Origin of the sequence: Streptomyces dryopteridis (genome assembly GCF_049606955.1) — a bacterium.
In the GTDB taxonomy this organism is placed as follows: Bacteria; Actinomycetota; Actinomycetes; order Streptomycetales; family Streptomycetaceae; genus Streptomyces.
In genome coordinates this window covers 2,596,494-2,608,107 of the sequence record NZ_CP187113.1, presented here as the reverse complement: position 1 = coordinate 2,608,107, position 11,614 = coordinate 2,596,494, and the positions used below count along the sequence as shown (strand labels likewise).

The window sequence follows — 11,614 nt, the reverse complement described above, 5'->3', positions numbered from 1 at the left end:
TCGCCGTTTTCGCCCCGTTCCCTTCCCGTTATCCCGCCGTGACCTGGGGGTGTGGCGTCCGGTTCGGGCGGGTGTCGGGGCGTGCGGCGGCGCGCGCGGGCAGCGCGGATCGGGTCGGGGCGGGCGGAGGACGGGCCGGGGCGGGCCGGCCGGAAATCGCCCTCGGAGCTCAGGCCGTGGGGGCCGGGTGCAGGCTCCAGAACCGGTGGAACTCGCCCCGGGCGGCCTCGACCGCGTGACGCTGGTCGGCGTGGAGCACGCCGAGGGCGTAGGCGGTGGCCGGGGCGATGCGCGGGGTGCGGGCGGCGCCGGCGGCGGTGGCCGCCGCCTCGGAGGCGTCCCGGTGCCGGTCGAGGGCGGCCCCCGCGAGGGCGGCCCGGTCGACGTCCTCGCCGAGCAGCTCGCCGGCGTAGCGGTGGACGCGCAGCAGGCGGCGCACCTCGTGCCAGGCGGCGTCGGTGTGCGCGTCGTAGGGGTGCGGGCCGGGGGACTCGGGCAGGGCGGCGACCGCCGTGCCCAGCCGGGCGCCGGCCAGCTCGGCGAGGGGGACCAGGACCTCCTCGACCCGGCCCGTGGCGGCCACCGGGTCCAGCGGCACCTCGGAGGCCAGCACGGCCACGGAGTCGGCGACGGCGTGGAAGCGGGAGGAGCCCAGGGCCTGGAGGCTCGCCGAGTGGGCGCGGGTGCGCCCGAGGGTGAGCTGCCGCTCCAGCAGGGCTCCGGCGCGGGCGGAGCCCACGGTGAGGGAGCCCGCGCCGGAGCCGGAGCCGCGCGGGGCGGGCACGGCGGACAGCCGGTGCAGGGCCTCCATCAGCCGGGTCAGCCGGCTGCCGTAGGCGTGTTCGTCGGCGAGGGTGCTCGACAGCCACACCAGTTCGGTGCGCAGTCCGTCCGCCCACGGGTTCGGGGTGACCCCGCGGAAGGTGGCCAGGGAGACGCCGATCCGGCGGGCGGCGGCGCGCAGCAGGAGGGCGGCGTCGGCCGCGCCGTGCGCGTCGGGTCCGCTCTCCTCGTGCAGCCGCAGTCCGCGCAGGAACGCGGTGGCCTGGGCGCGCAGGTAGGCGCCCAGGACCTCGCCGGCCGTGCTGTCAGGGTTTGGCAGGGCCACGCCGGCGCCTCCGGGCGTCTATGAGCATCTCCTGGACGTGCCGCAGGGGGCGGCCCTCGGAGTCGGTGTTGTACCGGGTCCACTCACCGTCGGGCCCGAGGTGCCAGGAGGCCGTGGTGTCGGACATGCCGGTCTCCAGCAGCCGGTCGAGGGCGGCCCGGTGCCCCGGGTCGGCGACCCGGACCAGGGCCTCGATGCGGCGGTCGAGATTGCGGTGCATCATGTCGGCGCTGCCGATCCACACCTCGGGCTCGCCGCCGTTGCCGAAGGCGAAGACCCGGGAGTGTTCGAGGAAGCGCCCGAGGACGGAGCGGACCCTGATGTTCTCGGAGAGGCCGGTGACCCCGGGACGGACCGCGCAGATGCCGCGCACCCAGATGTCCACCTGTACCCCGGCCTGCGAGGCGCGGTACAGGGAGTCGATGAGCGCCTCGTCGACGATGGAGTTCATCTTGAGGCGGACCGAGCCGGGTCGGCCCGCGCGGGCCTGCGCGGCCTCCTTGTCGATGCGGGTGATCAGCCCGTCGCGCAGGGAGCGTGGGGCGACCAGCAGGCGTCGGTAGGTCTCGCGGCGGGAGTAGCCGGAGAGCCGGTTGAAGAGGTCGGAGAGGTCGGCGCCGACCTGCGGGTCGGCGGTCAGCAGGCCGAGGTCCTCGTACAGCCGGGCCGTCTTGGGGTGGTAGTTGCCGGTGCCGACGTGGCTGTAGCGGCGCAGGGTCTCGCCCTCTTGGCGGACCACGAGGGAGAGCTTGCAGTGGGTCTTGAGGCCGACGAGCCCGTAGACCACGTGACAGCCGGACTCCTCCAGCTTGCGCGCCCACTTGATGTTCGCCTGTTCGTCGAAGCGGGCCTTGATCTCGACCAGGACCAGGACCTGCTTGCCGGACTCGGCGGCGTCGATCAGGGCGTCGACTATGGGGGAGTCGCCGGAGGTGCGGTACAGGGTCTGCTTGATGGCCAGCACGTCCGGGTCGGCGGCCGCCTGTTCCAGGAACGCCTGCACGGAGGTGGAGAAGGAGTCGTACGGGTGGTGCAGCAGCACGTCCCGTTCGCGCAGCGCCGCGAAGATGTCGGGGGCGGAGGCCGACTCGACCTCCGCGAGGTCGCGGTGGGTGCCGGCGACGAACTTGGGGAACTTCAGCTCGGGACGGTCCAGGGAGGCCACGCCGAACAGACCGGTGAGGTCCAGCGGGCCGGGCAGCGGGTAGACCTCGGCGGCCGAGACCTTCAGCTCCTGCACCAGCAGGTCCAGCACGCCCGGGTCGATGGACTCCTCGACCTCCAGGCGCACCGGCGGGCCGAAGCGGCGGCGCATGAGCTCCTTCTCCAGGGCCTGGAGCAGGTTCTCGGCGTCGTCCTCCTCGACTTCGAGGTCCTCGTTGCGGGTCACGCGGAACATGTGGTGCGCCAGCACCTCCATGCCCGGGAACAGCTCCTCCAGGTGGGCCGCGATCACGTCCTCCAGCGGCACGTACCGCTGCGGGGACGCCTCCAGGAAGCGGGTCAGCAGCGGCGGCACCTTCACGCGGGCGAAGTGCCGGTGGCCGCTGACGGGGTTGCGGACCACGACGGCCAGGTTCAGCGAGAGCCCGGAGATGTAGGGGAAGGGGTGCGCCGGGTCCACGGCCAGCGGGGTGAGCACCGGGAAGATCCGGTTGCGGAAGAGAGTGAAGAGCCGGGCCTGTTCCTTCTCGGTCAGGTCGGGCCAGCGGATCAGCTCTATGCCCTCCTCGGCGAGAGCGGGGGACACGTCGTGCTGGTAGCAGGCGGCGTGCCGCGCCATCAGCTCGCGCGAGCGGGTCCAGATCAGGTCCAGGACCTCGCGGGGCTGCAATCCGGAGGCGGAGCGGGTGGCGACCCCGGTCGCGATGCGGCGCTTGAGGCCGGCCACCCGGACCATGAAGAACTCGTCGAGGTTCGAGGCGAAGATCGCCAGGAAGTTCGCCCGCTCCAGCAGCGGGGTCGCGGGGTCCTCGGCCAGCTCCAGCACTCGCTCGTTGAAGGCCAGCCAGCTGCGCTCCCGGTCCAGGAACCGGTTGGCGGGCAGCTCCTCGCGCTCCTTGCCCTCCGGGTCCTCGTCGTCCACCAGCGCGATCCCGTAGCTGTCGAGGTCGGCGTCGAGATCGGGTTCGAGGCCGCTGTGCGCTCGGTGGGCCGAAAGGGAACCGATGCGCGGGGAGAGCTGGGAGGGGACCTCGCGGGCCCCGGGGGCCTCGGCGGGGGTGGATGCGCTGGGCTGGTGGCTCATGTCTCCATTCTTCCGCGCACGGGCCTGGTCAGGCGCGTCGGGAAGAAGGGAATGGACGGAGAGCGCGGGCTGCATGGAGGGAGGTTCCCAAGCACGTCTTAATGCCCGGTTAATGGCGTATGGCTTCCAAGCAGCCGGGAGCTCGCGCGGGATCGTCGCCCGGGGCGTTGGGCCGCTCGGGTGGTGGGGCCGGGTCCGGGACCCGCGCGCAGTGTTTCACGTGAAACAGCCGGTGAGCGCGGCGGGGGCGGTCGGGTCGGGGCCGGGCCCCCGACCGCTCGGGCGGGGTCGGGGGCGGCCCGCCGTGTTTCACGTGAAACAGCGCTCCGGGGACCGAGTCCGTCAGGTGTCCGCCCGGGCGACCGGCGGGCGCGCGGGGGTCACCCGGGGTGACGGTCAGGTCTCGGTGCGGTACATGAGGTCCACCGCGTGCGTGGTGAAGCCCAGCCCCTCGTAGACGGAGAGGGCGGCCGGGTTGTCGGCGTCCACGTACAGCATCGCGGTGGGCAGGCCGCTCTCGCTCAGGTGCCGCAGGCCCACGGCGGTGAGCGCCTTGCCGAGCCCGCCGCCCTGCGCGGTGGGCAGCACGCCGACCACGTACACCTCGCCGAGGTCCTCCGCCTCGTGCCGCTTGGTCCAGTGGAAGCCGACGAGCTCACCGTCCCGCTCGGCCAGGAAGAAGCCCGCCGGGTCGAACCAGGGCTGGGCCATCCGGTCGGCCAGGTCGCGCGCGTCGAGGGAACCCTGCTCGGGGTGGTGGGCGAAGGCGGCGGCGTTCGCGGCCAGCCACGCCTCCTCGTCCCGCCCCGGCACGAAGGTGCGCACGGTGACCCCGGCCGGCCAGACCGGCTCGGGCAGCGGCGTGAACTCGCGACCGGGCTCCGCGACGAGCGGCCGGCGCAACTGGCGCAGCTCGCGGAAGAGGGTGAGGCCGAGCACCTGGGCCAGGTGGCGGGCGCCGGATTTGCCGCCGTGCGCCCAGGCCCGCAGCCGCTTGCCGGAGGCGGCCAGCAGGGCGCCGCCCAGGGCCCGGCCGTGGCCGCGTCCGCGCAGCGCGGGGTGGACGACGAGCTCCGCCGCGGGGGCCTCGACGGGATCGGTGTCCTCCAACTGCCCGTAACCGGCGAGCCGCTCGCCGTCGAAGAGCAGGAAATGGGTGATACCGGGACGCAGTCCCCCGGCGAGGTGGAGGCGGCCCTGCTCCGAGACGGCCGAGGCGCCGTCCACCCGGACGGCGTGCTCGATCAGTTCCAGGACGTCGGCGGCCTGCCGCTGCGTCAGCTCGGGCAGGGTGAGGATCCGGCGGGCCGGTTCCACGGTCGGTGCCGCGTTCGTATCGGTCATGCGACGAGCCTACGACCGCAACCTGGCCGTAACCCGTTACCCCCTGTCGTGCTACGCGCGTTGACCATAGGCTGCGGGGCACCTCCCATGTCGTTTCGCTGCCCGCAAAGGGGAACTTGATGTCAGCGACTCCGCAACGGCGCCGCCGCACCCGCAGGTTGAGCTTCGCCGCACTCGCCGTCACCGCCGGGGCCGGCACCCTGCTCGCCGCCGCCCTGCCGGCCGGAGCCGTCGGTGCCGACCGCGCCGAGAGCCGCCACACCGGGTACTGGCCCGGGTTCAGCCGCACCGTCGACGTGCAGATGCTGTCCTTCAACGACTTCCACGGCACCCTGGAGCCGCCGCAGGGCTCCTCCGGCACCGTCTCCGAGCTCCAGCCGGACGGCACCACCAAGGCCATACCGGCCGGCGGCGTCGAATACCTCGCCAACAGCCTGCGCGAGGCCCGCAAGGGACACCGCTACACCGTGACCGCGGCGGCGGGCGACATGATCGGCGGCAGCCCCCTGCTGTCCGGGCTCTTCCACGACGAGCCCACCATCGAGGCCCTCAACAAGCTCGACCTCGACGTCACGAGCGTCGGCAACCACGAGTTCGACGAGGGCCGCGCCGAACTCCTGCGCATGCAGAACGGCGGCTGTCACCCCACCGCCGGCTGTTTCGAGAAGAAGCCGAACGGCAAGCCCAAGCGCTTCGGCGGGGCCGAGTTCCCCTACCTCGCCGCGAACGTGACGGACGAGAAGACCAGGAAGCCGCTGCTCAAGCCGTACACCGTGTGGCAGCGCGACGGCATCAGGATCGGCTTCATCGGGGTCACCCTGGAGGGCACCCCCGACATCGTCACCGCCGAGGGCGTCAAGGGCCTGAAGTTCAAGGACGAGGTCGAGACGATCAACAAGTACGCCGAGGAGCTGAACCGCCAGGGCGTGAAGTCGATCGTCGCGCTCATCCACGAGGGCGGCATGCCGGCCTCCGGCGCGTACAACTACTCCTGCGACACCCCCGGCGCCGGCGCCGGCATCTCGGGGGCCGTCGTGGACATCGCCAAGAACGTCACGCCCAAGGTGGACGCGCTGGTCACCGGCCACACCCACCAGGCATACGCCTGCACCATCCCCGACCCGGCGGGCAAGCCGCGCACCGTGACCTCCGCCGCCTCCATCGGCCGGCTCTACACGGACACCACCCTCACCTACGACCGGTGGACCGGTGACATCGTCCGCACCGGCGTCAAGGCCCCCAAGCCCGTCAACAAGGTCGTCACCCGGGAGCAGCCCAAGGCCCCCGACATGACCGAGCTGATCACCCGCTGGAACACCCTGGCCGCGCCCGTCGCCAACCGCCCGCAGGGCTGGATCTCCGCCGACATCCCCGGCCGCGGCTCCGCCGCGTACGAGAAGCCGCTCGGCGACCTGATCGCCGACGCGCAGCTCGCCGGACTGGCCCCGGCCGACAAGGGCGGCGCCCAGCTCGCCCTGATGAACCCCGGCGGCATCCGCTCCGACCTGGCCTTCAAGGCGGCCGGCTCCGAGGGCGACGGGGTGGTGACCTACGGCGAGGCGTTCACCGTCCAGCCCTTCACCAACATGATGAACGTCGTCGACCTCACCGGCGCCCAGCTCGTCACCGCCCTGCGCCAGCAGGTCTCCGGCCCGGTCAACGAGGCATCCCCGAAGATCCTCCAGGTCTCCAAGGGCTTCACCTACACCCTGGACATGACCAAGGCCGGCGCCGACCGCGTCCTCGCCGACTCGGTCCGCCTCAACGGCGCCCCGCTGGACCCGAACGCCACCTACCGCGTCGCGATGAACGAGTTCCTCGCGGGCGGCGGCGACGGCTTCACGGTCCTGAAGGAGCACAAGAACAAGCTGGTCGGCGCCTCCGACCTCGACGTGTTCAACGCCTACCTGGCCGCGAACTCCTCGGCCGCGAACCCGATCGCGCCGCCGGCCGCCGACCGGATCACCGTCGTGAAGTGATCCGCCGCGCCGGCCGCGCCCGCACCGCGCGGCCCTGACGGGGCGTCGCCCGGAGGACCCCACGGTCCGCCGCGCGGCGCCCCGTCGCCGTTTCCCGGGTCGGGCGTGGAGAGCGCGGGGAGAGGGCGGGGAGGGGTGGGGGAGAAGGGCCGCAGGGGACTGCCGCGCTCCCGGCGGGCCGGGCCATACTGCGGCCGTTGCCGACCCGAGGACGCGGCCCCGCGCGCCGTGCCGGGCCGGTCGGGTGGGGGGAACAGATGCCGAACACGGCGCTCGTCGACAGTGCCGCGCCGGTCCCGGCGCCGACGGGCGGCCCCGGCCGCCGGTCGGTCCTGCGCGGGGCCCTCGCGGTCGCCGCCGGCACCGCCCTGGCCCTGGCCCCCGGCACCGCCGTCGCGGCCGCCGCCCCGGTCCGCACGGGCCGCGCCGCCGTCCCCGACCCGCGCTCCTGGCTCGGCGCCCTGCCCGACGCGACCCCGCTCACCCGGCTCACCATCCCCGGCACCCACGACTCCGGGGCCCGGTACGGCGGCTTGTACGTGGCCTGCCAGAACACCACGATCGCCGAGCAGCTCGACTCCGGGATCCGCTCCCTCGACGTGCGCTGCCGGATCACCGGCGGCTCGTTCGCCATCCACCACGGGGCCACCTACCAGCAGCTCATGTTCGGCGACGTGCTGGTGGCGTGCGCGGAGTTCCTCGCCGCGCACCCCGGCGAGACCGTTCTGATGCGCGTGAAACAGGAGTACTCGGAGGAGTCCGACGCGGCCTTCCGGGCCGTGTTCGACGACTACCTCGACCGGCGCGGCTGGCGCTCCCTGTTCGCGATCCGGGACTCCCTGCCGACCCTCGGCGACTGCCGGGGCCGGGTCCTGCTGCTCGCCGACAACGCCGGCCTGCCCGGCGGGGTCCGCTGGGGCGACGGGGCCGTCTTCGACGTCCAGGACGACTACATGGCCGAGCCCTTCGCCAAACGCGGCAAGATCGAGGCCCAGTTCCGCAAGGCCGTGGCCCAACCGGGCCGGCTCTTCGTCAACCACGTCTCCACCGCCGCCCTGCTCCCGCCGCGCTGGAACTCCGACCGGCTCAATCCGCAGGTCCACGCGTTCGTGGACTCCGCCGAGTTCACCGGCCGGACCGGGCTCGGGATCGTCCCCATGGACTTCCCCAACACCCGGTCCGGACTGGTCGCCTCACTCCTGCGGCACAATCCCGGCTTCTGACGGGTCGGCGGGCGGCGGGGTCGGCGCGCCGGGGATCCGCAGCACGGCCTCGGTGCCGCTGCCCCCGTCGGCCGCCGGCCGCAGCCGGGCCGTGCCGCCCGCCCGCTCGGCGGTCCTGGCCACGATCGACAGCCCCAGCCCGCTGCCGGGCAGGGCGCGGGCGGTCGGCGAGCGCCAGAAGCGATCGAAGACGTAGGGCAGCTCCTCCTCCGGGATGCCCGGCCCGTGGTCGCGGACCACGAGTTCCCCGGCCTTCAGGGAGACCTCCACGGCGGCGCCGGGCGGGCTGAACTTCACGGCGTTGTCGAGGAGGTTGACCACGGCCCGTTCCAGGGCCGGGGCCTCGCCGCGCACCCACCACGGGTCCACGGAGGTCTCGAACAGCAGCTCCGGACCGCGCAGCCGGGCCCGGGTCAGGGCCTGTTCGGCGATCTCGTGCAGCGGCACGATGGTCGGCGGTCCGGGGACGGCGGCGTCGGTCCGGGACAGTTCCTGGAGGTCCTTGATCAGCTCGGCCAGCTCGGTCATCTGCGCCTTCACGGAGGCCAGCAGCTCGCGCCGGTCCTCCGGCGGGATGGCCCGGCCGGTCTGTTCGCTGCGGGCCAGCAGCTCGATGTTGGTGCGCATCGAGGTGAGCGGGGTGCGCAGCTCGTGGCCGGCGTCCGCGATGAGCTGGGCCTGGCGTTCACGGGAGGAGGCCAGGGCGGCGGTCATCTGGTTGAAGGAGCGCGAGAGCCGGGCGATCTCGTCGGTGCCCTCGTCGGGGATGCGGACGGTGAGGTCCTCGGTGCGGGCGATGTGCTCGACCGCGCCGGTCAGCTCGTACACGGGGCGCAGGCCGGTGCGGGCCACCCACAGGCCGGTGGCGCCGGCGCCCACCACGCCGATGCCGGAGACCAGCACGAGCACCCAGGCCAGCGTGTTCAGCGGCCGGTCGATGTCGGCGAGGGGGCGGGCCACGGAGAGGGCGGCGGCCTGGGTGCCGACGACGACGGGCTGGGTGTAGACGCGCACGGAGGCGCCGTCGGAGGTCTTGGTGTCGTACAGGGTCTCGGGGCGTTCGCCGCGGGCCACCTCGATGTCGATGTCGGTCGAGGGCAGCGCCTTCTTGCCGTCGACCCAGCAGCGTCGGCCGTCCGGGAGCACGATCTGCACCGAGGCGCTCAGGTCGTTGATGACCTGCCCCTGGGTCTGCGGTCCCGAGACGCAGCCGCCGAGCCGGTTGAAGGTCTGGGTGGCCTGGGCGGCGGCGTTGTTGGTGCGCAGCGAGGTGTTGAGCTGGTCGTTGAGCTGGGCGCGGGCCATCACCCAGGCCACGGCGGAGACGGCGGCCACGGCCAGGGCCACGGCGACGGTCACCAGCAGGGCGATCCGGGAGCGCAGCGGCAGGGCCCGGAAGACGGTGAGCGGACCGCGCCGGCCCGGGCGTCCGGAGGCCGGGTCGGGGGGAGCCGGCGCCGGGTGCGTCGGCTCGGCGTGGCCGGTGGTCACTCCCCGCCGTCCCCGGAGCGGAGCACGTAGCCGACCCCGCGCACGGTGTGCACGAGGCGGGGCTCGCCGCCGGCCTCGGTCTTGCGGCGCAGGTACATCACGTACACGTCGAGGGAGTTGGAGCTGGGTTCGAAGTCGAAGCCCCAGACGGTCTTGAGGATCTGTTCGCGGGTCAGCACCTGGCGGGGGTGGGCGAGGAACATCTCCAAGAGGGTGAACTCGGTGCGGGTGAGTTCCACGGGGCGGGTTCCCCGGTGCACCTCGCGGGTGGCGGGGTTCATGCGCAGGTCGCCGAAGGAGAGGGTGTCGGCGACGGGGGACGCGGGGGCGGGGGCGCCGGCGGGGGCCGCGTAGGAGCTGCGGCGCAGCAGGGCGCGGACGCGCGCGAACAGCTCGTCGAGTTCGAAGGGTTTGACGAGGTAGTCGTCGGCGCCCGCGTCGAGTCCGGTGACCCGGTCGCCGACGGTGTCGCGGGCGGTGAGCATGAGGATGGGGGTGGTGTGGCCGGCCGCGCGGATCCGGCGGGCGGCGGTGAGCCCGTCCATGCGGGGCATCTGGATGTCGAGGACGACGAGGTCGGGGCCGGGCCCGGGGGCGGCTCCGGGGCCGCCGGCCAGGCCGCTGCCGACGCCCGCCTTGTCGAGGGCGTCGAGGCCGTCGACGGCGGTGTCGACGAGGTAGCCCTCGAAGGCGAGGCTGCGGCGCAGGGCCTCGCGCACGGCGGGTTCGTCGTCGACGACGAGGACGCGCTGCGGTTCGCCTTCGATGGCGTTCATCGGTCACCCCGGTGGTGTTGTGGTCCGTGACGGTGGGTCGGCGGCCGGTGGGGCCGCGCGGCCCTTTCAGCCTCGCACGTCGGCGGGGGCGGGGGCGCGCGCCGCCCGGGGTGGGGCGGCGCGCGCGGGGCTCAGTAGGAGGTGCCGAAGCCGCTGCCGAAGCCGCCGGTGCCCTGGTCGGCACCGCTCCGCGAGCTGTCGCCGCCGGCTCCGCCGGGGCCGCCCTTGCGCAGGGAGGGCAGGTCGGCCTTGATGGTGTTCACGGGGATCGCGAAGCCCAGGCCGACGCTGCCGGCGCTGCTGCCGTCGCTGCCGGGGGAGTAGATCGCCGAAGGCATGCCCACGACCTCGCCCTTCATGTTGAACAGGGCGCCGCCGGAGTTGCCGGGGTTGAGGGAGGCGTCGGTCTGGATGGCCTTGTAGGAGGTGGTGTTCGAGCCGGTGTCGCCGTTGAACTGCTGTCCGTCGTAGCTGAACGGCCAGCCGCCCCGCCCCTGCTGCTGTTGCTGCTGGCGCTGTTCGGACTTGGGCACGTTCACCTCGCGGTCCAGGGCGGAGACGATGCCGCTGGTGACGGTGCCGGTGAGCCGGTCCGGGGAGCCGATGGCGACGACCCCGTCGCCGACCTTGAGGTTGTCGGAGTTGCCGAACGTGGCGGGCTTGAGGCCCTTGGCGCCGTTCAGCTTGATCAGCGCCAGGTCCTTGTCGGGGTCGGTGCCGACGATCTTCGCCGAGTACTTCTTGCCGTCGCTCATGGTCACCTGGATCTGGCTCGCGCCGTTGACCACGTGGTTGTTGGTGACGATCTCGCCGTCCTCGGTGACGACGATGCCGGAACCGGTGCCGGTGCCGCCGCTGGTGCTGGTGTCGATGCGGACCACCGAGGGGGAGACCTGCTCGGCGACGCCGGAGACGGTGCCCATCGAGGACTGCGAGACGTTGGTGCCGGAGAAGGCGGAGCCGGTGCCGGAGTCCGGGCCGAGGAAGCGCTGGAAGGCGGCCGCGGTGCCGCCGCCGACGACGGCCGCGGCGATCGCGACGGCGGCCAGCAGGGCCACCGGCTTCTTGGCGCGGGCGGCGGGGGCCGGGCCGGCGGCGAAGGCGGGTTGGTGCGCACCGCCGAGGCCGTCGCCCGGGCCCCCGGGCCCGCCGTGTGCGGGGGTCGGTCCGTGCGGGGTCTGCGGGGCCTGCTGGTGGGCCTCGTGCCAACCGGGAGCCGGGGCCGGCGGGTAGGCGGGCGGCGGCGGGTAGGCCGGGCCGCCGGCCTGGTCGGCCGGCCGGTCGTGGCCACGGCGCCAGGCGTCGCCGAACGGGTTCTCCTGCGGGTTCTCGCCTTCGCGGCGGTGGCTCTCGGTCATGGCTTCACTGTGGCCGGCCCGCATGAGAACCGTCTGAGCCGGGGCTGAAAAGCCCGACAGAAGCGCGTATGACCGCTGTGAGAACGC

The 11,614-nt window shown here is 73.6% G+C and carries 8 protein-coding genes; 2 read left to right on the top strand and 6 right to left on the bottom strand.

What is annotated here, in order from left to right:
• Positions 1–169: 169 nt before the first annotated feature.
• From ACN20G_RS10975 to mshD, 3 genes are all read right to left on the bottom strand, one after another.
• Positions 170–1,108, bottom strand: a complete 939-nt coding sequence (locus ACN20G_RS10975) for a CHAD domain-containing protein (protein ID WP_424212564.1) — start codon at positions 1,106–1,108, stop codon at positions 170–172.
• Positions 1,089–3,356: an RNA degradosome polyphosphate kinase gene (locus ACN20G_RS10970; RefSeq protein ID WP_424212562.1), complete on the bottom strand. Its 2,268-nt coding sequence runs from the start codon at positions 3,354–3,356 to the stop codon at positions 1,089–1,091. The genes ACN20G_RS10975 and ACN20G_RS10970 overlap by 20 nt, the downstream gene beginning before the upstream one ends.
• Positions 3,357–3,752: 396 nt before the next feature.
• Positions 3,753–4,700: a mycothiol synthase gene (mshD, locus tag ACN20G_RS10965; protein ID WP_424212561.1), complete on the bottom strand. Its 948-nt coding sequence runs from the start codon at positions 4,698–4,700 to the stop codon at positions 3,753–3,755.
• A gap of 119 nt (positions 4,701–4,819) precedes the next feature.
• On the opposite strand from mshD, the gene ACN20G_RS10960 reads away from it, so the two are divergent.
• Both ACN20G_RS10960 and ACN20G_RS10955 read left to right on the top strand, forming a co-directional pair.
• Positions 4,820–6,679: a bifunctional metallophosphatase/5'-nucleotidase gene (locus ACN20G_RS10960; RefSeq protein ID WP_424212559.1), complete on the top strand. Its 1,860-nt coding sequence runs from the start codon at positions 4,820–4,822 to the stop codon at positions 6,677–6,679.
• A 257-nt stretch (positions 6,680–6,936) separates the two neighbouring features.
• Positions 6,937–7,902 (top strand): phosphatidylinositol-specific phospholipase C, encoded by a 966-nt coding sequence (locus tag ACN20G_RS10955; RefSeq protein WP_424212558.1) that lies wholly within the window; start codon positions 6,937–6,939, stop codon positions 7,900–7,902.
• On the opposite strand, the gene ACN20G_RS10950 is transcribed toward ACN20G_RS10955, so the two are convergent.
• The 3 genes from ACN20G_RS10950 to ACN20G_RS10940 all read right to left on the bottom strand — a co-directional run bounded on the left by ACN20G_RS10950 (position 7,873) and on the right by ACN20G_RS10940 (position 11,527).
• Positions 7,873–9,393 carry a sensor histidine kinase gene (locus ACN20G_RS10950; protein WP_424212557.1) on the bottom strand — a complete coding sequence of 507 codons (1,521 nt, stop codon included), beginning with the start codon at positions 9,391–9,393 and terminating at the stop codon, positions 7,873–7,875. The genes ACN20G_RS10955 and ACN20G_RS10950 overlap by 30 nt on opposite strands.
• The gene (locus ACN20G_RS10945) at positions 9,390–10,169 is read right to left on the bottom strand and encodes a response regulator transcription factor (RefSeq protein WP_424212556.1); all 780 of its coding nucleotides are present in this window, start codon (positions 10,167–10,169) and stop codon (positions 9,390–9,392) included. The genes ACN20G_RS10950 and ACN20G_RS10945 overlap by 4 nt, the downstream gene beginning before the upstream one ends.
• Before the next feature lie 131 nt (positions 10,170–10,300).
• Positions 10,301–11,527, bottom strand: coding sequence for a S1C family serine protease (locus ACN20G_RS10940; protein WP_424212555.1), 1,227 nt, complete (start codon positions 11,525–11,527; stop codon positions 10,301–10,303).
• Positions 11,528–11,614: the final 87 nt, after the last annotated feature.